Here is a 20,520-nt window from a genome sequence, read left to right as displayed (position 1 = left end):
TGAGCGGGACGAACGCGGTCAGAGCCCGAGGCGCGTCGGTCCCAGGCGATAGCGTGCCGGGCGTGACCGATCAGCAGCGCAAGGCGGATGTGTTTGCCGGGCTTCACGCGGGGCCGGGGGTGCTTGTGCTGCCCAATCCGTGGGATGCCGGGACCGCTCGGATTCTGGCCTCGCTTGGCTTTGCGGCGTTGGCCACCACCAGTGCTGGGGTTGCCTTCAGCCGTGGGGTGCCTGATGGTGCGGTTGGCAGGGACGACATCCTCGCCAATGCCGCGGAGATCGTCGCGGCTACCGGGCTGCCGGTGTCCGCCGATCTCGGCGACGGGTTCGACGACCCCGCCGAGACCGTCCGGCGGGCCGCGGCGGTGGGGTTGGTCGGCGGGTCGGTCGAGGACGTGGTGGGTGGGCGGGTCATCGAGGTCGGGGAAGCTGTCAGTCGGGTCGCGGCTGCTGCTGAGGCGGCGCGGGACCTGCCGTTCCTCCTCACCGCGCGCGCCGAGAACTTCCTCTACGGGCGCGCCGACCTGGACGACACCATCGCGCGGTTGCGCGCCTACGAGGAGGCGGGCGCCGACGTGCTCTACGCCCCCGGCCTGCCCGACGCCGACGCCATCCGGCGGGTCTGCCAGGCGGTGGGCAAGCCGGTGAACGTGCTGGCCTACGGCGCCGCGGCCGAGCTGTCCGTGGCTGAGCTGGGCGAACTGGGCGTGCGCCGGGTCAGCCTGGGGTCGGGGCTGGCGCGGGCCGCGCTGGCGGCGATGGCAACGGCCGCCGGCGAGGTGCTCGGCGCGGGGACGTTCGCGGGGGTCCGGGCCGGGCACGGCCACACCGGGCTGAACCGGCTCATGGAAGGCGGGCCGACCCCATCGGCCGGGTGAGCGCCCGGGTACCCTCGCGGCACCCCCTTGTGTCGTCAGGATAGGACTTGCCTCGGTGAAGATCGCTGTCATCGCTCTGGGAAAGATCGGTCTTCCGCTCGCCGTCCAGTTCGCCGACAAGGGCCACGAGGTCATCGGCGTCGATGTCAACGCCGCCCTTGTCGAGCAGGTCAACCGGGCGGTCGAGCCGTTCCCCGGTGAGGACCACCTGCAGGACAAGCTCAGCAGGCTGGTCCCCTCCGGCGCGCTGCGGGCGACCACCGACTACGCCGAGGCCGTGCCCGGCGCGGACGCCGTCGTCCTGGTCGTGCCGCTGTTCGTCGACAAAGAAGCCCGCCCGGACTTCGGGTGGATGGACGGGGCCACCGAAGAACTCGCGCGGCACCTGACCCCGGGCACCCTGGTGTCCTACGAGACCACGCTCCCGGTCGGCACCACCCGCTCCCGGTGGAAGCCGATGCTGGAGAAGGTGTCCGGCCTGACCGAGGGCGTCGACTTCCACCTGGTGTTCTCCCCCGAGCGCGTGCTCACCGGCCGGGTCTTCGCCGACCTGCGCAAGTACCCCAAGCTCGTCGGCGGCCTCTCCGAGGCGGGCGCGGCGAAGGCCGTGGAGTTCTACGAGGCCGTGCTCGACTTCGACGAGCGCCCCGACCTCGCCCGCCCCAACGGCGTGTGGGACCTCGGCTCCGCGGAGGCCAGCGAGCTGGCCAAGCTCGCCGAGACCACCTACCGCGACGTCAACATCGGCCTGGCCAACCAGTTCGCCCGCTTCGCCGCGACCGCCGGGGTCGACATCTACCAGGTCATCGACGCCTCGAACTCCCAGCCGTACAGCCACATCCACCAGCCGGGCATCGCCGTCGGCGGGCACTGCATCCCGGTGTACCCGCGGCTGTACCTGTGGAACGACCCGGAGGCCACGGTCGTCCGCGCGGCCAGGGAGACCAACGCCGCGATGCCGGAGTACACCATCGGCCTGCTGGAAGGCGCCCACGGCGACCTGAGCGGCACCCGGGTGGCCGTGCTCGGCGCCGCCTACCGCGGCGGGGTCAAGGAGACGGCGTTCTCCGGGGTCTTCGCCACCGTCGAGGCGCTGCGGACCCGGGGCGCGACCGCCCTGGTGCACGACCCGCTCTACACCGACGACGAGCTGCGCTCCCTCGGCTTCGAGCCCTACCACCTCGGCGAGCAGATCGACGCCGCCGTCGTGCAGGCCGACCACGCCGAGTACCGCGAGATCGGACCCGCCGAGCTGCCCGGCGTCACCACAGTCATCGACGGCAGGCGGGTCAGCTCCGCCGACCGCTGGCCCGGGATCGCCTACCGGGTCATCGGCAAGGCCTGAACCGCGGAGGAACCCATGTCTTTCATCGCCGAGGGCGCCGACGTCGCCCCAACCGCCACGCTGGGCGAGGGCACCAAGGTCTGGCACCTCGCCCAGGTGCGCGAGAACGCCGAGCTGGGAGCCAACTGCGTGATCGGCCGCGGCGCCTACATCGGCCCCGCGGTACGGGTCGGGGACAACTGCAAGATCCAGAACCACGCCCTGGTCTACGAGCCCGCCGAACTCGCCGCAGGCGTGTTCATCGGCCCCGCGGTGGTCCTGACGAACGACACCTACCCGCGCGCGGTCAACCCCGACGGCACCCTCAAGAGCGCCTCGGACTGGGAGGCCGTCGGGGTGACCATCGCCGAGGGCGCCGCGATCGGCGCGCGCGCGGTCTGCGTCGCCCCGGTGCGCGTCGGCGCGTGGGCGACCGTCGCCGCGGGCGCGGTGGTGACCAAGGACGTGCCCGACCACGCGCTGGTGGTCGGGGTCCCGGCCCGCAGGGTCGGCTGGGTCGGCAAGGCGGGCGCGCCCCTGCGCCAGGAGGGGGAGCACTGGGTGTGCCCGCTGACCGGGCAGACCTACGCCGAGACCGACGGCGTGCTCGCCGAGACCACCTGATCGGTTGAACCGGCCACGGTCAGATCGCGATTTCGACGAGGTAGGACTAAGTTTCCCGCGTGGACATACGATCCGTCGCCGCTCGTGTCACCCAGACCCCGCCAGTGGCCCGCATGCGGCAGCGGCTCTTCCCCGGCAGCGCTGACTACTGGGAGGACCGCTACGCCAAGGGCGGCACCTCCGGGGCCGGGTCCTACGGCAGGCAGGCCGAGTGGAAGGCCATGATCGTCAACGGCTGGGTCGCCGAGCTGGGCGTCACCTCCGTTGTGGACCTCGGCTGCGGCGACGGCAACCAGCTCAGCCTCGCCGACTACCCGCGCTACCTCGGCCTCGACCGCTCCTCCACCGCGATCCAGCACTGCATCAAGCGCTTCGCCGACGACCCGACCAAGAGCTTCCTGCGCTACGACCCCAAGGACCTCTCCGACCCGGCGGGCTGGTTCCGCGCGGACCTGGCCCTGTCCATGGAGGTCATCTTCCACCTGGTCGAGGACGAGGTGTACGAGGACTACATGGTCCGCCTGTTCGACAGCGCCGAGCGGTTCGTGGTGATCTGCTGCAACGCCGCGGACGGCGGCGAGCGCGGGCCCACCGAGAAGCACCGCGACTTCACCAAGTGGGTCGCGGACGCCTGTCCTGAGTGGACGCTCGACCAGCGCGTCGACCCGCCCGCGGACATCAACCTGATCTCGTCGTTCTTCCTTTACCGGCGCACGGCCTAGCGACGCCGGGGGAGCGGGAGCGCGGCGATGGCCTTGCGGTTCAGCAGCCACCAGCCCGCGAGGAACCCGACGGCGAAGACGGGGTCGAGCAGGAGCGGCAGGTCCGCGACCCGCTGCGCCACCGCGATCCCGCCCACGACGGCCAGCCCGAGCGCGACCTTGCCGAACAGCACGCCCCACTGGTGCCCGCCGGTGCGCCAGGCGAGCACGGTCGGGATGACGGCCACGACCACCGTGCCGCACAGGTACCCCAGCGCGACGCCGCCGAGCCCCATGCTCGGGGTGACGAACAGCCAGACGACCGCCCCGACGACCAGCCCGAGCACGCTGGCCACCGTGGTCACCCGCATCCCGCGCTGCGACCGCGTGCTCAGCGAGTTGACGCTGGCCACGGCGAGGTTCGTCGCCAGGACGGCGAGGACGAGCACCGGCAGGAGGTCCTGGGCGGCCGCGAACTTCGCCGACCAGACCACCTCGACGAGCAGCCTGCTGCCGACGATCACCGACCCGAAGATGGCCACCATCACCACGGCGAGCGCGCGCGTGGCCTGGTCGGTCTGGGCGTGGAAGGCGGTGTGGTCGCCGCGGCCCCACGCCTCGGCCATCGACGGCAGCAGCACCAGGCTCAGCGACGCGGCCAGCATCGACGCCGGGGTGGCCAGGCTGAGCGCGGCGGCGTAGACGCCCGCCTGCTCGACCCCGCCGACCAGCGTGGCCGTGATCTGGGAGAACTGCAGGAACCCGGTGCTCGCCAGCGTGCCGACCACGCCCAGCGCGACGAACCCGTCCAGCTCGCGGCGGCGCTGCGGGGCCGGGCGGCCCGAGACCCCGTACGGCCAGCCCGCGACGGTATAGAGGCCGTAGGCGAGCACGAGGGGCACCACCAGGGCCGGGCCGCTGACCCCGGCCACCAGCAGCCCGACCAGCCCGGCCAGGCCGACGACCACGCTGACCAGGTCCCAGGCGGTGGCCCGCGGCACCTGGCCCGCGCCGAACTGCACCCCCCGGGTGAAGCTGTAGCCGGAGTAGGCGATGGTCAGCGCGCCGACGCTCACCGCGCCCGCCCAGGAGCCCCCGTCGATGAGGACCCAGGCGGGCATGCTCGCCAGGCCCAGCAGGACGGCGGTCACCAGGGTGCGGGAGCGCAGGTGCGCCGCGATCGCGCGGATCTCCCCGGCGTCGCCCGCCCCGCGGGCCCTGGCCAGGAACTTCGACGCCGCGCTGCCGGTGGTCGTCGGCCAGAGCAGGGCCAGGATCGTGGCGGTGGCGATGGCCGTGGCCACCACGCCGAGCGCGGCGTCCCCGGCGATGTGGCCGACGAGCAGGGCCGTGGCGAAGCGCAGGATGCCCTGGGCGAGCAGGCCGACGGTGCTGAAGACCCCGCCGCGGGCCAGCGACGTGCCGACCGGGGCGTCGAGCCGGACCGGCCGCGCCATCCCCGCGAACATCCCCGGCCGTGCCGACCGACTCACCGGCGGGCCGCCAGCACATCCCGGTAGACCTCGGCGACGGTGTCCACGGCCGAGACGATGCCGTGCTCCGCGCGGACCCAGGCCCTGCCGACCCGGGGGTCGTGCGGCTCGGAGCCGTCGATCAGGCCCACGACGGCGGCCACCGCGTCGGCCGGGCTGCCGCCGACGACCGGTGGCGGCGACGCGGCGTACAGCGGCAGCCCGACCGGGACGACCAGCGGGGCGCCCATGGCCAGCGCCTCCAGCTCGCTGGCGGCGAGGATGCCCGCCGACTGCCCGACGACGGCCTGTGCGCCGCGCAGGAGGTCGAGGTAGACCGCGTGCTCGCCGCGCGGGACCAGCCGGACCCCGCGCGCGGCGGCGTCGCCCGCCTGCGGACCCCAGTCCAGGCCGACCACCTCGGCCCGCTCGCCGAGCGCGGCGACGAGCTCGCCCGCGAGGTCGAGCATGGCGGCCCCGCCCTTGTCCGGGCCCCACCGCGAGGCGAACACGACCCGCGGCCTGCCCGAGCCCGGCGACCACGTCGAGATGGCGTCGACGTCGATGGGGACCGGCAGGTAGACCGCGTCGGGCCGGTGCGGCAGGACGTGCTCGGCGAGGTCGGGGGTGGAGTAGAAGGCGGCCTCGGCGTCGCGCAGCCCGGCGCGGATGGACCCCGCGCGCGCCGGGTCGTACTGCGCGGTGCGGACGTCGGTGCCGTGGCAGTGCACGACGAAGCGGGGCGCGCCCAGCCGGGCGTGCGCCAGCGTCGAGGCGGAGTGCACGTGGACGATGTCGTGGCGGCGGGCGAGCAGCCCGAGCCTGGCCACCCAGGCCGCGCCGATCACCGCGCGCCGGGCCTGGCCGCGCAGCCCCCGCCACTGCTGGGCAGGCGCAGCCTTGGGCAGGAAGTGCCAGTCCTGGCCGCGTCGGGCGGCCTCGGTGATGAGCCGCTGGGCGGTGAACGCCGCGTCGTTGACGTGCAGCACCGACGGTCCAGAACTCGAAGACATAGGACTCGACGGCCCAGGGGTCGGCGGGGCAGGGCTCACGGGGTCCTCGCGAGCAGGTCCCCCACGAGGGTCCGCAGGGTGGCGGCGTCCTCGGCGGAGTTGAGCACCTTCGCCGCCCGGTCCACGTTCTGCTTGTACGCGCGGACCCGGTCCACGTCCAGCGCGGCCAGGGCCTCGCGCATGGCGCCCGCCGAGGCGTCCGCGGCGATCACGCCCAGGTCGTGCTCGTTGATCAGCCGGTCGGTCTCCGGGGCCGAGCCGAACACCACGGCGATCCGCGCCTGCACGAAGTCGAAGATCTTGTTGGGCAACATGTACAGGTGGTTCGGGGTCAGCGGCGGCAGGCTGTAGATGCCGACGTCGTACTGGTTCAGCGTGCGCGGCACCTCGGTCGAGGCGACCGGCGGGTGCAGGGTGATGCGCTGGTCGCCGCCGATGAGCGAGCGCAGCTTGTCGAGGTACTTGCCGCCGTCGCGGCCAGGCACCAGGTAGAGGTCGAGGGTGTAGGTCGAGTCCAGGCCGCGCACGGCCTCGATCAGCGTCTCCAGGTTGCGCCCGGGCACGGCGCCGCCGCTGTGCACGAGGCGAATCCTGCCGTCGAGCACCTCGCTCGGCACGAGCTCGCGGTAGGCCGCGGCGTTGCGCACGATGTCCGGGCGCACCCCGAAGCGCTCCCGGTAGAGCCCGGCGATGGAGTCGTTCACCGTGGTCACCGCCGCCATCTTGGACAGGTACCTGGCGCACTGGTGGGTCATGAACGGCTTGACCAGCAGCCGCCACGACCGCACGTGCGAGCGCTCCTCGGGGGCCCACTCGTGCATGTCGGCCAGGACCGGGGCGCCTTGGGCGACCTCGTGGGCGATGGCCATCGCCCGCGCCTCGTTGGCGATCACGACGTCGAAGCGCCTGCCCTTGAGCAGTTCCCGCGCCGCGCGCACGGCGGGCGCCATGAACTCGACCCGGTCGAACCGGCGCAGCGCGAGCAGGGCGACACCGAGGGGGGTCTGCGGCAGCGAGGTCAGGTCCTCGTCGATGGCCAGGTGTTCGGTGGCCGCGGCGGGCTTGCCGCCGTAGCCGATCGTGGTCACCTCGCCCAGCTCGGCGAGCACATCCAGCTGGCGCAGCACGCGGGAGTCACTGGTGATGTCGGAAAAGGAAATGCAGAGGATCCGCCCGCGATTCGCGCCGTTGGCCATGGTCGCGCAGTCTAACCGCGCCCGCGGGACCCCTCCGCCCCCCGCCCGAACCGCGGGCCCGTCCCCGACTTAAAGTGTGGCGACTGTTCCCCGACGCACATCGAGGGCGAGACGTGAGCAAGGACTTCATTCCGGCGGCCAAGCCGATCATCGGCGACGCGGAACGGGAGGCCGTGGACGCGGTGCTCCGCTCCGGCATGCTCGCGCAGGGTGCCGAGGTCGCCGCGTTCGAGCAGGAGTTCAGCCAGGTGCTGCTCGACGGGCGCGCGGCGGTGGCGGTCAACTCCGGCACCGCGGGCCTGCACCTCGGGCTGCTCGCCGCGGGCGTCGGCCCCGGCGACGAGGTCATCGTGCCCTCGTTCACCTTCGCCGCGACGGCGAACTCGGTGGCGCTGACCGGGGCGACCCCGGTGTTCGCCGACATCGAGGCCGAGCACTACTGCCTCGACCCCGCGCACGTGGCCTCGCTGGTCACCGAGCGCACCAAGGGGATCATGCCGGTGCACCTCTACGGGCACCCCGCGGACATGCCCGCGCTGACCGCGATCGCCGAGGAGCACGGGCTGGCGATCTACGAGGACGCCGCGCAGGCGCACGGCGCGAGCCTCGCGGGCAGGCAGGTCGGCACCTTCGGCGCGTTCGCGATGTTCAGCCTGTACCCCACCAAGAACATGACCTCCGGCGAGGGCGGCATGGTCTCCACCGGCGACGCCGAGGTGGAGCGGACCCTGCGGCTGCTGCGCAACCAGGGGATGCAGCGCCAGTACGAGAACGAGATCGTCGGGTTCAACGCCAGGATGACGAACCTGCACGCCGCCATCGGCCGCGTCCAGCTCACCAGGATCGGCGAGTGGACCAAGGCCCGCCAGGGCAACGCCCAGTTCTTCGACGCGAACCTGCGCGGCGTCGGCGTTCCCGCGGTCGCCGACGGCGCGGTGCACGTCTACCACCAGTACACGATCACGGTGCCCGAGGGCCGCGACGGCTTCGTCGCCGCGCTCAAGGACGAGCACCAGATCGGCTCCGGGGTGTACTACCCGATCCCGAACCACCGGCTGCCCTCGTTCCAGCGGGACGCGGACCTGCCCGCCACCGAGCAGGCCGCACGCACCGTGGTGTCGCTGCCGGTGCACCCGTCGCTGGACGACGAGGACCGCGAGCGCATCGTGACCGCGGTGAACACCTTGGCGAAGGCGGGTGCGTGAGCATGGCTGACCTGCGAGTGGGCCTGATCGGGCTGGGCATGATGGGCCGCCACCACGCGCGCGTCATCCGCGAGGTGGAGGGCCTGTCGCTGGTCGCCGTCGCCGACGCCCACGGCGACCCGCACGGCGTGGCCGCCGGGCTGCCCGTGCTGAACGACGTGGCCGAGCTGATCGACGCGGGCATCGACATGGCCGTGTGCGCCGTGCCGACGGGCATGCACGAGGAGGTCGGCCTCGCGCTGGCCGCCGCCGGGGTGCACACCCTGATCGAGAAGCCCATCGCGCACAGCGTGGCGGCCGGGACCAAGCTGGTCGAGGCGTTCGCGGCCAACGGCGTGATCGGCGCGGTCGGGCACATCGAGCGCTACAACCCGGCGCTGCAGTCGCTGCGGGCGCGGATGGCCTCCGGCGAGCTGGGCGACGTGTACCAGATCGCCACCCGCAGGCAGGGCCCGTTCCCGGCGCGGATCGCCGACGTCGGCGTGGTCAAGGACCTGGCGACCCACGACATCGACCTGACCGCCTGGCTGGCGCAGTCGGAGTACGTCCAGGTCCACGCCCAGGTGACGCTGCGCTCCGGGCGCGCGCACGAGGACATGGTGGCCGCGACCGGCCGCCTGGCCAACGGCACGATCACCAACCACCTGGTGAACTGGCTGTCCCCGATGAAGGAGCGCCTGACCGTCGTCACCGGCGAGAAGGGCGCGTTCGTCGCCGACACCCTCACCGCCGACCTCACCTTCTACGCCAACGGCGTCGTCGCCACCGAGTGGGCGTCGGTGGCCAACTTCCGCGGCGTCTCCGAGGGCGACATGACCCGCTTCGCCATCGCCAAGCGCGAGCCGCTGCGCACCGAGCACGAGCGGTTCCGCGACGCCGTCCTGGGCAAGGAGTCCGATGTGGTCACCCTGCAGGAGGGGCTGAACACCTTGCGCACGGCGGAGAAGGTGCTCTCGACCGCCGCGATGGCGACGTAGGCATGAAGGTCGTCCTCGCGACGCGGCTGTTCGCACCCGAGGTCGCGGCCGCGGCGTTCCGGCTCAAGGCGCTCGCCGACGGCCTCGCCGCGGCCGGGCACCAGGTGACGGTGCTGACCACCGCCCCGCCGAAGTCCACCGCCCTACCGGAGTTCCCGGACTACACCGTGCGCCGGTGGCCGGTGCTGCGGGACGCGGGCGGGAGCGTGCGCGGGTACGTGCAGTACGCGAGCTTCGACATGCCGCTGGCGGCGCGGCTGCTGCTGACCTCCGCCGACGTGGTGATCTGCGAGCCGCCCCCGACCACCGGGGTCGTCACCGCGATCGCGTGCCTGCTCAAGCGCACGCCGTTCTATTACTACGCCGCCGATGTCTGGTCCGACGCGCTGGTCGCGATCGGCGCGCCCAAGTTCGTCAGCGGCCTCATGCGCGGGCTGGAGCGGTTCGCGCTGCGCCGCGCGCGCGGGGTGATCGCGGTGTCCGACGGGGTCGCCGAGCGCGTCCGGGCCCTCGGGGTCCCCGCGGACCGGGTCCGGGTCGTGGCCAACGGCGTGGACACCACGGTGTTCCGCCCAGTGGACGGTTCAGTGGACGGCCCAGCAGACGGTTCAGTGGATGGTTCGGCTGCGTCGGAGAAGGAGCCCTATTTCGTCTACACCGGGACCATGTCGGAGTGGCAGGGCTCGGACATCTTCATCCGCGCGCTGCCACTGGTGCTGGAGAAGCACCCCCGGGCCCGGCTGCGGTTCTTCGGCCAGGGCACGGTCGAGTCGACGTTGCGCGCGCTCGCGGCGGACCTCGCCCCGGGCAGCGTCGAGTTCGGCGGTGTGGTGCCGCCCGCGGAAGCGGCCCGGTGGATCAGCGGCGCCACCGGCGCCCTGGCGAGCATCGTGCCGGGCCAGGGCTACGACTTCGCGAAGCCGACGAAGATCTACGCCGCCGCCGCGTGCGGCACGCCGATGCTCTTCGCCGGGGTCGGCGCGAGCGCGGCGCTGATCCGGGAGAACGACCTGGGCCTGGTCGCCGACCACACCCCGGAGGCCGTCGCCGAGCAGATGGTCGCGATGCTCGACGGGCACCCCCGTGACAGCGCGCACCTGGTGGACTGGGTGCGGGACAACGCTTCCCTGGCGACCACCGGGCGCGTGGCCGCCCAGTGGATCACCGAGGACCTGGCGCGCTAAGATCAATTGGCGCCCGCACCACGTTCTCCGCGGGGCGTGGCTGAGCCCACGAGTCGGCCCGCTCGGGTCGATCGTGACGCTGCGGAAGGAGCTGGGCATCCTGCGCACCGCCGGGAAACCGCTCACCGACCTCCGCTCGAACGCCGCCTAGACCGTGGTGCGCGTCACGATCGTCTCCAGGCTGTTCCGGCCCGAGACGGGCGCCGACGCGTACCGCCTCGGCGCGCTCGCCGACGAGCTGGCCGTGCGCGGGCACCAGGTCAGGGTCCTGACCACCGTGCCGCCGAAGGGCACCCGAATCGATGACGGCGGGCTCGACGTCCGGCGGTGGCCGGTGCTGCGCGACAAGGGCGGCAACGTCCGCGGGTACGTGCAGTACCTCAGCTACGACATCCCGCTGTTCTTCCGGCTGCTGCTCACCCGCGGCGACGTCGTCGTCGTGGAGCCGCCCACCACCACCGGCGTGGTGAGCAGGGTGGCCTGCGCCGCACGCCGTACGTCCACTTCTCCGCCGACGTCGTGTCGACCGCGGCGGCCGGGATCGGCGTCAACCGCGTGGTCGTGAAGGTGCTCAAAGTGCTGGAGCGGTGGGTGATCACGGGTTCCCGCGCGGTCATCGCCGTGTCGGACGGCGTCCTGCGGGACCTGGCGGCCCTGGGCGCGCCCACGGGGCGGGTCACGGTGGTCGGGGTCGGCGTCGACACCCGCCGGTTCGCGTACGTGGAGCGGCCGCCGACCAAGACCCTGGTCTACGGCGGGACGATGTCGGAGATCCACGGCGCGGAGGTCTTCGTCCGGGCGTTCGCGACGGTCGCGCCCAAGCACCCCGGCGCCGTCCTGCTGATGGTCGGCCAGGGCACGGACGTCCCCGCGCTCAAGGCGCTGGCCGAGGACCTCGCCCCCGGCCGGGTCGAGTTCCACCCGCCGCGGCCCGCCGAGGACCTCAGCGCGCGGTTCGCCTCGGCGTCGGCCGCGCTCGCCTCGGTGAAACCCTCTGCGGGCTACGACTTCGCGTACGCCACCAAGGCCCTCGCGGGCCTTTCCGCTGGCGCGCCGGTCATCTACGCGGGCGTGGGCCCGCTGACGGCCATCGTGCGGGACAACGGCCTGGGCTGGGCCGTGGAGTGGGACGCCGACGCGGTCTCCGAGGCGATGGACCAGGCACTCGCCGAGCACCCCGACCCGGCCCGCAGAGCGGCGCTGTCGCAATGGGTTCGGGAGAACCACAGCCTGGAAGCGGTCGCCCGCAAGGCCGTCGACGTCATCGATCGGCTCTGAGCGCTACCCGCGTTCGACCAGCGCCCGCACGACCGCCTCAGCCGCCTGGCCGCTGCCGTACGGGGTGGCGTCGGTGTCGGCGGGGCGGGGCCGCTCGACGATGCCGGGCAGCGCGGCGAAGTCCTTGTCCACCAGCACGTTCCAGCCCAGCTCGACGGTCTCGACCCACTCGGTCTCCGGGCGCAGCGTGGTGCCCGGGACGCGCAGCAGGAACGCCTCCTTCTGCAGGCCGCCGGAGTCGGTGATGACGCCCGCGCTGTTGGCCACCGCGTTGACCAGCTGCGGGTAGCCGACCGGCGGGGAGACGGTGATCGAGCCCGCGCCGAGCTCGATGCCGTGCCGCTCGGCGAGCCCGCGCAGGCGCGGGTGGGCCAGCAGCACGACCGGCTTGCCGACCTTGGCGATGCCGTCGATGATCGCGCGCAGCCTGGCCGGGTCGTCGGTGTTGTCGGGGCGGTGGATGGTGGCGACGTAGTACCCGCCCGGCTCGACCGGCAGGGGCAGCGCGAGCGGGGTGCCCGCGACCTGGTCGCGCACCTGGTAAAGCACGTCGGTCATCACGTCGCCGACGAGCACGCTGCGCCCGGCGAGGCCCTCGGTGGCCAGGTGGCGCATCGCCACCTCGGTCGGGGCGAGCAGCAGGTCGGCGGCGTGGTCGGTGAGGACCCGGTTGTGCTCCTCGGGCATGCGGCGGTTGAACGAGCGCAGGCCCGCCTCCAGGTGGGCGACCCGCACGTGCAGCTTCACCGCGGCGACCGCGGCGGCGAGGGTGGAGTTGGTGTCGCCGTAGACCAGCACCCAGTCGGGGGCGGTGTCCTCGATGATCTTCTCCAGGCCCGCCAGCATGGTCCCGGTCTGCTCGCCGTGCTTGCCGGAGCCGACGCCGAGGTTGAAGTCCGGGTGCGGGATGCCGAGGTCGGCGAAGAACGCGTCGCTCATGTTGTGGTCGTAGTGCTGGCCGGTGTGCGCGATGAGGTGGTCGGCCTGCCCCCGCGTCGCCCGCGCGATGGGGGCGAGCTTGACGAACTGCGGGCGGGCGCCGACGACGCTCAGGATTCGCATGGCGGGGAGTGTATTCCTGCCGGTTCAGCAGCCGGTCACCCGGAACAGGGTGGCCTGGGCCCCCTCGCCGTCGATCCTGGTCAGTCCCGGGTTGATGAACGGCAGCTCCAGCCCGCCGAACCGGATGTCGCGGTTGTGCACCTGCCTGCCCTCGAAGTCCAGGACGTAGAAGCTGTTCAGCTCCCGGATCGTGGCGCAGACGCGCGGGTCGCTGTCCATGCGGTCGAGGTTGTTCATCACGTAGGCGACGTCGTCGGGGATGCGGCCGCCGACGTGCGGGGTGAGGGTCCGCCGCTCGCCGATGGCGTAGGCCAGGGAGGTGCCGGTCCAGGGGTTGGCGATGATCCGCGCGTCCGGCGGCACGTGCTCGTCGAGGCGTTCCAGGAGGGCTTCCTCGGCCGGGGACAGCACGGGGGCGCCCTCGCGCGCCCGGTAGTCGGCCATGCCGTCGGCCACCGCGTAGTTGACCGAGCTGTACTGCCCGACCACTCCCATGAGCGCCGCCAGCACGAACGCGGCCAGCGCTGCCTTCTGTTCGGTTCGCGGGGCCAGGCGCGGGTACCGGCGGGCGAGCATCTCCTTGCCGCGGTCGAACCACCAGGAGGCGGCGATCGCGCAGACCACGACGGTGATCATCGGCATGATCGCGGCGAGCCGGTTGTTGTCGTTGTACCAAACGCCGGTGAGGAAGTCGCGGAGCGCGCCGGGGGGGACCGCCGACACCACGATGAACAGGCCCGCGGCGATCAGGTAGACCCCGACCACCCACTGGCTGAACTGCCTGCGCGTGACCAGGCCCAGGGCGACCACGGTCAGCAGCAGCACGACCCAGGCCGGGCCCTGGTCCATGTACCCGCCCGACATCACCTGGCCGATCGCCTGCGGGATGGTCTGGAACGGCTTCCACAGCGACGCCTCGTCCGTGGGCCGAAGCCGGGTCCACAGCACCACCCCAACGGCGAGGTACCCGCCCAGCAGCGCCAAGAGCACCCAGTACCGCGTCGCGGCCGCCCGGTGGGCGAGCAGCACCCTGCGGTAGCGGACGATCCCCACGACGAAGACCGGCACGGCGAACACCAGTAGCACCAGCACGGTGCTCGGGTGCGCGAGCGCGACCCCCGGCGACGCCGCGACGACGCCGACCCCCGCCAGCCAGCGCGGCACGCCGCCGCGCTCGCCGACGCCGGTGGCCATGACCACCAGCGCCAGCGCGGCGGGCAGCAGGGCGAGGGACAGGAAGTACGGGTACAGGACGCCGAAGTCGACCATCAGGTACGGGAACGCCCCGAACACCGCCGACAGCGCGCCCGCGAACAGCACAGGGACTGGCCGGGTCCCGGTGACCCTCGTGGTCAGGAAGATCACCGAGATCGGCCAGACCAGCGCGCCGACGACGAGGGTCACCGCGTTGACCGCCTCGGCGATCGACCCGCCGGAGACCTGCGCGACCAGGCTCACCACGTCGTGCCACGCCGCCGGGTAGACCGAGGGCCTGGCGCCCGCGCTGGCCATCCCGCCCATGGTCAGCGTCGAGCCGGACCCGGTTTCCAGGATGTAGCGGATCGCGTTGAGGTGGAAGATGTTGTCGTAGGTCTGGGAGATGTTCTCCGGGCCGCCGATCATCCTGGTCAGCCCGCGGGTGAGCAGGACCGCCGGGATCAGCAGGGCGCCGAAGTGCGCCAGCAGGGTCCACCGCGACCGCGTCGGCCTGTGCGGCCTGCCGTGGACGCCGAGCGCGGCCGGTCGCAGCGCGCGCACCGCCAGCCCCGCCGCGGCGAGGACGACCGCGGGCACCACGACGAGCAGCACGCTCCAGCCCAGCCCGGCCCACGGCCCCAGGATCGCCGTCACCGCGATCAGGCTGACCGACAGCGGCGCGGCCATCCCCACGGCGACCAAGCCGGTGACGGCCCAGCACCGCAGGACGAGGTAGCCGGGCAGGAAGACGATGGCGGCGGTGACGAGCAGGGCCGGAGCCAACTGCCACCAACTCATGTGTGCTCCTCGGGCTGACGCGTGCAGTCGGCTCGTACCGCCGAGGGCCAGGCGGGTCGCGGCGCGGGCTCCGGGCGCGGACAGATCCCAAGCCACTGGGCGGTCCGCACACTATCAACCGGATCTCGGGCTGAATTCCCAGGCCGGACCGGGGTGCGCCATCGTGGGCGCGGCATGGCGGAGACGGGAGTAGCGGACGTGGACTGCGAGTGGGAAAGCGCCGGCTGGCGGGAGCGCGCCGTCGCCTGGCTGGACGGCGCGTTGCGGTCTGCGGGGCTGGCGCGGACCGGGGAGGTGGCCCAGCCCCGGGTGCGGCCGTGGGCGACCGTGCTGACAGCGGAGACGACCGGCGGCCGGGTGTGGCTCAAGGCGTCCGGGCCGCAGACCGCGTTCGAGGCCGGGCTGTACCTCGTGCTCGCCGAGGTGGCCCCGGACCGGGTGCTCGCCCCGCTGGCCGCCGACCCGGCGCGCGGCTGGGTGCTGCTGCCCGATGGCGGCCCCACCCTGGACGCGCCCGAGGGGCTGGGCGACGCGCTGGTCGAGTACGGCCACCTGCAGCGGCGGCTGGCGCCGCACGTGGACCGGCTGCTGGCCGCCGGGGTGACCGACATGCGCCCGGCCGTGCTGCCCGCGCGGTTCACCGAGGCGGTGGCCGTCGTGGGCGGGGACCTGCCCGCGGCGTTCACCGACGGGACCGCCGCGCGGCTCGTGGCCGGGTGGGCCGCCGAACTCGCCGAGTCGCCGCTGCCCGCCTCCCTGGACCACAACGACCTGCACGCGGGCAACGTCCTGGCGGGCCCCCGGTTCTACGACTGGGGCGACAGCGTCGTGGCCCACCCCTTCGCCGCAGCGCTGCTCCCGCTCCAGGTGATCGGCGACGCGCTCGGGCCCGCGGCCGCCGCCGACGCCCGCGAGCGCTACCTGGCCGGGTTCGCCGAGCACGGCCCCGTCGAGCGGCTGCGCGCCGACCTCGCGCTGGCGTGCAGGCTGGGGATCGTGGCGCGCACGCTCACCTGGGCCCGGGCGGCGGGCAGCGGGCCGGGGGAGTTCGCCGACGCGCCGCGGCGCACGCTCATGACCCTGCTGGACGGGCCCAGGCCGTGAGCAGCCGCTCGGCCAGGTCGGGGCGGCAGATCAGCAGGTCCGGCAGGTACGGGTGCGGCTGGTTGTAGCGCAGGGGCGTGCCGTCGACGCGGGAGGCGTGCAGGCCCGCGGCCACCGCGACGCCGACCGGGGCCGCGGAGTCCCACTCCCACTGCCCGCCCGCGTGCAGGTAGGCGTCGGCCTCGCCGCGCAGCACGGCCATCGCCTTGCGGCCCGCCGAGCCCATCGGGACGAGTTCGGCGCCCACCCGCTCGGCGAGCGCCTGCACGCCCTCGGGCGCGCGGCTCGCGCTGACGACGATGCGCAGCGGGCCTTCGCGCGGGGTGCTCACGCGGTCGCCGCTGGTGTGCACGGCGTCCAGCGCGGGCAGGGCGACCGCGGCGGCGGTGATCCCTTCACCGCGCTCCCAGAGGGCGACGTGCACCGCCCACTCCGGGCTGCCCAGGGCGTACTCGCGGGTGCCGTCGAGGGGGTCGACGATCCAGACCCGGTCGGCGTCGAGGCGGGCCGGGTCGTCGGCGGACTCCTCCGAGAGCACCGCGTCGCCCGGCCGCCGGTCGGCGAGCAGGGCGAGGATGACGCCGTTGGCCTGCGCGTCGCCGCGGCCGCCGAGGTCCTCGCCGCCCGCCCCACGCAGTCCGCTCAAGAGGGCGCCCGCTTGGCGCGCGGCGTCGGCCGCCACCCCGAGATCGTCCACGGAACCGACCGTAGCAGCGGGCGCGGTGGACTACGCTCGCGCGGAACCGGGGGTGGTCGCCGCGCGTCTACGTGGGCGACAGCGCAGGCGGAGGGGCAGACGATGGCGGATATCCAGTACCACTTCGGCACCGGTGACGGCGACCCGAACGTCCATCATGGACAGACCAACGTGGACGTCGACGGCGACGGGACCACCGACGCCATCGCGGTCGACTTCGACGGCGACGGCCGCTACGACGACGCCATGTGGGACTCCGACGGCGACGGCGCCGCCGACACCGCCCTCCTCGACCTCAACGACGACGGCGTGGCCGAGTCCGCCTACCACGACCCCTCCGGCGAGGGCACGTGGAACGCCAAGGGCCAGGCGGGTGAGCAGGAGCCCGCCGAGGCGCCCGTGCAGCCCGCGGACAACCCCGACAGCGGCTTCGAGAACCAGCCCCCCGCCGAGGACTCCACCGAGCCCCAGGACGCCGACCCGACCGAGGACGCCCCAGCGGAGGACGCCCCGACCGAAGCCGAGCCCACCGACGAGCCCCCGGCCGAGGACGAGCCCGCCGGGTCCGCCGAGCCCGCCGAGGACCCCGCGAGCGCCGACGGCCCCTCCCTCACCGAGTGGTTCGAGGACCTCAAGCCCGCCGACGACCCAGGCGACGCCCCAGCAGACGACTCAGCCGACGGCTCCGGCGACGCCGCCGGCAGCGAGGAGCCCGGCGCCGCCGAGCCCGTCGCCGAGACCACCGACACCGGCGAGCCGTCGCTGTCGGACTGGTACGACGACCTCAAGCCCCTCGACGACGACGGCGCGGACACCACCGACGTCGGCATGGACGACCCCGCCACCGACCACGGCGCCTGCGGCGACGAGCCCTCCGGGCTGTCCACCTGGTGACCGCCCTCGCCCACGTCGCCAGTGGGCCCGGTCACCAGGGACAATGGGCGCCATGACCCCACCGCGCACGCTCAGGATCGGTCCCCACCGGGTCGACCCGGCGGTCGTGCTCGCGCCGATGGCGGGGATCACCAACGTCGCGTTCCGCACGCTGTGCCGGGAGTTCGGCAGCCCCACGTCGCTGTACGTCTGCGAGATGATCACCGCGCGGGCCATCGTCGAGCGCGACGCCAAGACGATGGAGATGATCACCTTCGGCGCGGGCGAGAACCCGCGCTCGATGCAGCTCTACAGCGTCGACCCCGCCACCACCGCCGAGGCCACCCGGATCATCGTCGGGGAGAACCTCGCCGACCACGTCGACATGAACTTCGGCTGCCCCGTCCCGAAGGTGACGCGCAAGGGCGGGGGCGCCGCGCTGCCGTACAAGCGGCAGCTGTTCCGGGCCATCGTCGCCGCGGCCGTGGGCGCCGCGGGCGACGTCCCGGTGACGGTGAAGTTCCGGGTCGGGATCGACGCCGAGCACGTGACCTACCTCGACGCCGGTCGGATCGCCGAGGGCGAGGGCGCGCGGGCGGTGGCGCTGCACGCCAGGACGGCGGCGCAGCGGTACTCCGGGGAGGCCGACTGGTCGCGGATCGCGCGGCTCAAGGAGGCCGTGACCTCGATCCCGGTCCTGGGCAACGGGGACATCTTCAGCGCGGCGGACGCGCTCAAGATGGTCGAGCAGACCGGGTGCGACGGGGTCGTCGTGGGGCGCGGGTGCCTGGGCAGGCCGTGGCTGTTCCGGGAGCTGCACGCCGCCTTCACCGGGCAGCCGGTGCCCGAGGGGCCGACGCTGGGCGAGGTGGGGCGAATCCTCACCCGCCACGCGGAGCTGCTGGCCGACCACCTCGGGGAGGACAAGGGACTGCGCGACCTGCGCAAGCACATGGCCTGGTACCTGCGCGGATTCCCCATCGGGGCCACGCTCAGGCAGCGCTTCGCGCTGGTGTCCGGACTCGGCGAGCTGGCCGGGCTCATCGACCGGCTCGACGCCGACGCGCCCTACCCGGCCGACGCCGACGGGCCGCGCGGGCGGCAGGGCTCGCCGGGCAGGGTCGTGCTGCCCGAGGGCTGGCTCGACGACCCGGAGGACACCGCGGTGCCCGTCGGGGCCGACCTGATGCACTCCGGGGGCTGACAGTGCGCCGACTGGCAGGGGTGGCCGTCGTGGCGGCCGCGGTGGCGGGTTGTTCCACCACGGTGGCGGGCACGCCCGTGCCGACGTCGACCGGCGACGCGGGCCAGGACCAGGTGCTGGGCTACTTCACCGCGCTCAACGAGGCCGGTGAGGAGGGCTCGACCGCCCAGGCCGACTTCCTGCGCCGCACCCAGCACCCCGACTTCACCGACCGGTTCTGCGACCTCGACGACCTCGTCCTGCGGATGGCCCCGGTGGCCTCGACAGTGCGCGCCGATCCGGCGTGGAAACCGGAGAAGGCAGGCGAGAAACCACGGGGTGACACCTATGTGGTCGCCGTGACTGTGACCATTCGGCGGGGCACGACCACCCTCGGGGAGCAAATCGGGTCACAGCGGGTCGTCCTGCTCGACGGGAAGGCATACGGGTTCACCCCCTGCCCCAGCGAATGACGACGTTCGGGTGACACCCGAATGTCGTAATCCACCACCCCTCGTTGACGACGCCCCGAAACCTCCCGGGTCGGCTTATCCACCGGTAGGGGGAATTCCCCGTCCCAAGCGTCCCGTCCGCTCAAGCGGACCTTCATTCCGGACGACACACTCGTAGGTAGGGAGGTGACCGCGGTGTCCGTACTGGGACGAGGTGTGGCCGAGCCGGAACCCGACCAGCGCACGGCCAGTTGGCGTGAACGCCGGGTCAACGAACCCACCGTGCCGCTGCGCCACCACCCGAGAGCCGAGGCCGGGGCGCCCGTCGACGCCGCGAACCTCGTGAACCTGCACGAGTCGATCGCCACCCTGCTGGCCTCCCGGGGCCAGTACCGGCAGGCCTACCAGCACCTGCGCTCCGCGCTGGACCTGATGTCGGAGCTGACCGCGCCGCCGCCGATCCCCGAGCAGCTCCGCCGCGAGGTCGACCGCCTGCGCCGCGAGCACGCCGAGGCCCAAGAGCAGAGCATCCGCGACAGCCTGACCGCGAGCTACAACCGCCGCTACCTCGACCGCAGGCTGATCGAGGTGCTCGCCGACCGCGGCCACACCGGCGGGCTGGCCGTGGCGCTGGTCGACCTCGACTGGTTCAAGCAGGTCAACGACACCTTCGGTCACCTCGTCGGCGACCGCGTGCTGCAGCGGGTCGTGGAGCTGCTGCAGCAGGACCTGCCCGACAACGCCTTCTGCGCCCGCTACGGCGGCGAGGAGTTCGTCCTCGTGCTGCCCGCCGTCGACCGGCCGACGGCGGTCGCGCTGGCCGAGGCGGCTCGCGCCCGGGTGGAGACCCACCCGTGGTCGAGCCTCGTGCTCGGGCTGCGGGTGACGGTGAGCGTGGGCCTGGCGTACGCGCCCGCCGCGGACGTGGCGGACGACACACCCGCCTCCGCGGAGCGGCAGCTGCGCGAGGCCGACGGCCTGCTGTACACGGCCAAGCAGTCCGGCCGCAACGCGGTGGCCTACCTCACCGCGGGCAAGGCCCACCTGGCCGGACCGGCGGCGGGACGACGCGCGGTGACGCCGCCGCGCGCGGCGGCCCGCTGAGAGCGAGCGAGCGCGCTCAAGTCGCCCAATCGGGGTAATCCCGTGGGCAATTCCGCCTACGGTGCGTGCGGAATCGCCGGGCGGTGGTCGTCACGGATGGCTGCCATCCGTACTATCGCCTCCGCAACACTGACACGATCGGGTAAGCAACCGAGTGCGGCAACGCAACGTGTTGATAACCAACCTGCAACGCTTGCG

General features: G+C 73.3%; 20 protein-coding genes. 14 read left to right on the top strand and 6 right to left on the bottom strand.

The annotated features are described in order from the left end of the window. The first annotated feature begins 53 nt into the window (after positions 1–53). The 4 genes from ACTG9Q_RS02845 to ACTG9Q_RS02830 are packed head-to-tail and all read left to right on the top strand — an operon-like array spanning position 54 to position 3,548. Positions 54–878, top strand: a complete 825-nt coding sequence (locus ACTG9Q_RS02845; protein ID WP_455570976.1) for an isocitrate lyase/PEP mutase family protein — start codon at positions 54–56, stop codon at positions 876–878. A 55-nt stretch (positions 879–933) separates the two neighbouring features. Beyond that, on the top strand, positions 934–2,223 hold the full coding sequence (locus ACTG9Q_RS02840; RefSeq protein WP_455570975.1) for a nucleotide sugar dehydrogenase: 1,290 nt from the start codon (positions 934–936) through the stop codon (positions 2,221–2,223). A 15-nt stretch (positions 2,224–2,238) separates the two neighbouring features. Further along, on the top strand, positions 2,239–2,826 hold the full coding sequence (locus ACTG9Q_RS02835; protein WP_455570974.1) for an acyltransferase: 588 nt from the start codon (positions 2,239–2,241) through the stop codon (positions 2,824–2,826). Between the two features lie 59 nt (positions 2,827–2,885). Further along, a complete protein-coding gene (locus tag ACTG9Q_RS02830; RefSeq protein ID WP_455570973.1) occupies positions 2,886–3,548 on the top strand; it encodes a class I SAM-dependent methyltransferase in 663 nt (220 codons plus the stop codon). Here ACTG9Q_RS02830 and ACTG9Q_RS02825 read toward each other — a convergent pair. From ACTG9Q_RS02825 to ACTG9Q_RS02815, 3 genes are read right to left on the bottom strand one after another with little or no spacing between them, the layout of a single operon-like run. Further along, a complete protein-coding gene (locus ACTG9Q_RS02825) occupies positions 3,545–4,984 on the bottom strand; it encodes a lipopolysaccharide biosynthesis protein (RefSeq protein ID WP_455570972.1) in 1,440 nt (479 codons plus the stop codon). The two genes, ACTG9Q_RS02830 and ACTG9Q_RS02825, sit on opposite strands and share 4 nt — an antisense overlap. Before the next feature lie 32 nt (positions 4,985–5,016). Further along, entirely contained in the window at positions 5,017–5,988 is a 972-nt protein-coding gene (locus ACTG9Q_RS02820; RefSeq protein WP_455570971.1) for a hypothetical protein, read from the bottom strand. Between the two features lie 59 nt (positions 5,989–6,047). Beyond that, entirely contained in the window at positions 6,048–7,139 is a 1,092-nt protein-coding gene (locus ACTG9Q_RS02815; protein ID WP_455570970.1) for a glycosyltransferase, read from the bottom strand. A 182-nt stretch (positions 7,140–7,321) separates the two neighbouring features. On the opposite strand from ACTG9Q_RS02815, the gene ACTG9Q_RS02810 reads away from it, so the two are divergent. From ACTG9Q_RS02810 to ACTG9Q_RS02790, 5 genes are all read left to right on the top strand, one after another. Beyond that, entirely contained in the window at positions 7,322–8,413 is a 1,092-nt protein-coding gene (locus ACTG9Q_RS02810; RefSeq protein ID WP_455570969.1) for a DegT/DnrJ/EryC1/StrS family aminotransferase, read from the top strand. A 2-nt stretch (positions 8,414–8,415) separates the two neighbouring features. Further along, on the top strand, positions 8,416–9,390 hold the full coding sequence (locus ACTG9Q_RS02805; protein ID WP_455570968.1) for a Gfo/Idh/MocA family protein: 975 nt from the start codon (positions 8,416–8,418) through the stop codon (positions 9,388–9,390). Positions 9,391–9,392: 2 nt separating this feature from the next. Then, positions 9,393–10,574, top strand: coding sequence for a glycosyltransferase family 4 protein (locus tag ACTG9Q_RS02800; RefSeq protein WP_455570967.1), 1,182 nt, complete (start codon positions 9,393–9,395; stop codon positions 10,572–10,574). Positions 10,575–10,731: 157 nt separating this feature from the next. Then, positions 10,732–11,139, top strand: coding sequence for a glycosyltransferase (locus ACTG9Q_RS02795; protein WP_455570966.1), 408 nt, complete (start codon positions 10,732–10,734; stop codon positions 11,137–11,139). Beyond that, positions 11,094–11,852 carry a glycosyltransferase gene (locus ACTG9Q_RS02790; protein WP_455570965.1) on the top strand — a complete coding sequence of 253 codons (759 nt, stop codon included), beginning with the start codon at positions 11,094–11,096 and terminating at the stop codon, positions 11,850–11,852. Before ACTG9Q_RS02795 ends, ACTG9Q_RS02790 begins: the two co-directional genes overlap by 46 nt. A gap of 3 nt (positions 11,853–11,855) precedes the next feature. Here ACTG9Q_RS02790 and wecB read toward each other — a convergent pair whose 3' ends face one another. Together wecB and ACTG9Q_RS02780 are read right to left on the bottom strand one after the other, a co-directional pair. Then, positions 11,856–12,914: a non-hydrolyzing UDP-N-acetylglucosamine 2-epimerase gene (gene wecB, locus ACTG9Q_RS02785; RefSeq protein ID WP_455570964.1), complete on the bottom strand. Its 1,059-nt coding sequence runs from the start codon at positions 12,912–12,914 to the stop codon at positions 11,856–11,858. Between the two features lie 24 nt (positions 12,915–12,938). After that, entirely contained in the window at positions 12,939–14,909 is a 1,971-nt protein-coding gene (locus ACTG9Q_RS02780; protein WP_455570963.1) for a DUF6541 family protein, read from the bottom strand. 174 nt (positions 14,910–15,083) lie between these two features. Between ACTG9Q_RS02780 and ACTG9Q_RS02775 the strand changes: the two genes are divergently transcribed. After that, positions 15,084–16,013: an aminoglycoside phosphotransferase family protein gene (locus tag ACTG9Q_RS02775; protein WP_455570962.1), complete on the top strand. Its 930-nt coding sequence runs from the start codon at positions 15,084–15,086 to the stop codon at positions 16,011–16,013. Here ACTG9Q_RS02775 and ACTG9Q_RS02770 read toward each other — a convergent pair. Then, positions 15,982–16,710, bottom strand: coding sequence for a 3'(2'),5'-bisphosphate nucleotidase CysQ (locus tag ACTG9Q_RS02770; RefSeq protein WP_455570961.1), 729 nt, complete (start codon positions 16,708–16,710; stop codon positions 15,982–15,984). The two genes, ACTG9Q_RS02775 and ACTG9Q_RS02770, sit on opposite strands and share 32 nt — an antisense overlap. A gap of 102 nt (positions 16,711–16,812) precedes the next feature. Here ACTG9Q_RS02770 and ACTG9Q_RS02765 point away from each other — a divergent pair, with 102 nt between their 5' ends. From ACTG9Q_RS02765 to ACTG9Q_RS02750, 4 genes are all read left to right on the top strand, one after another. Further along, positions 16,813–17,604 carry a hypothetical protein gene (locus tag ACTG9Q_RS02765; protein WP_455570960.1) on the top strand — a complete coding sequence of 264 codons (792 nt, stop codon included), beginning with the start codon at positions 16,813–16,815 and terminating at the stop codon, positions 17,602–17,604. 52 nt (positions 17,605–17,656) lie between these two features. Beyond that, a complete protein-coding gene (gene dusB, locus ACTG9Q_RS02760) occupies positions 17,657–18,787 on the top strand; it encodes a tRNA dihydrouridine synthase DusB (RefSeq protein WP_455570959.1) in 1,131 nt (376 codons plus the stop codon). Positions 18,788–18,789: 2 nt separating this feature from the next. Continuing rightward, complete coding sequence (locus ACTG9Q_RS02755; RefSeq protein WP_455570958.1) at positions 18,790–19,239, top strand: hypothetical protein; 450 nt, start codon at positions 18,790–18,792, stop codon at positions 19,237–19,239. A gap of 174 nt (positions 19,240–19,413) precedes the next feature. After that, on the top strand, positions 19,414–20,322 hold the full coding sequence (locus ACTG9Q_RS02750; RefSeq protein ID WP_455570957.1) for a GGDEF domain-containing protein: 909 nt from the start codon (positions 19,414–19,416) through the stop codon (positions 20,320–20,322). The last annotated feature ends 198 nt before the right edge of the window (positions 20,323–20,520 follow it).

The sequence above is a fragment of the Actinokineospora lacus genome, assembly GCF_053813445.1.
This window is presented reverse-complemented; position numbering and strand designations above follow the sequence as displayed.

Excerpts from the sequence above, each read along its gene's own strand:
- ACTG9Q_RS02835 (WP_455570974.1), top strand. The coding sequence starts at position 2,239 with ATGTCTTTCATCGCCGAGGGCGCCGACGTCGCCCCAACCGCCACGCTG.
- ACTG9Q_RS02825 (WP_455570972.1), bottom strand. The coding sequence starts at position 4,984 with ATGGCGCGGCCGGTCCGGCTCGACGCCCCGGTCGGCACGTCGCTGGCC.
- ACTG9Q_RS02805 (WP_455570968.1), top strand. The coding sequence starts at position 8,416 with ATGGCTGACCTGCGAGTGGGCCTGATCGGGCTGGGCATGATGGGCCGC.
- ACTG9Q_RS02800 (WP_455570967.1), top strand. The coding sequence starts at position 9,393 with ATGAAGGTCGTCCTCGCGACGCGGCTGTTCGCACCCGAGGTCGCGGCC.
- wecB (WP_455570964.1), bottom strand. The coding sequence starts at position 12,914 with ATGCGAATCCTGAGCGTCGTCGGCGCCCGCCCGCAGTTCGTCAAGCTC.
- ACTG9Q_RS02780 (WP_455570963.1), bottom strand. The coding sequence starts at position 14,909 with ATGAGTTGGTGGCAGTTGGCTCCGGCCCTGCTCGTCACCGCCGCCATC.
- ACTG9Q_RS02775 (WP_455570962.1), top strand. The coding sequence starts at position 15,084 with ATGGCGGAGACGGGAGTAGCGGACGTGGACTGCGAGTGGGAAAGCGCC.
- ACTG9Q_RS02765 (WP_455570960.1), top strand. The coding sequence starts at position 16,813 with ATGGCGGATATCCAGTACCACTTCGGCACCGGTGACGGCGACCCGAAC.
- dusB (WP_455570959.1), top strand. The coding sequence starts at position 17,657 with ATGACCCCACCGCGCACGCTCAGGATCGGTCCCCACCGGGTCGACCCG.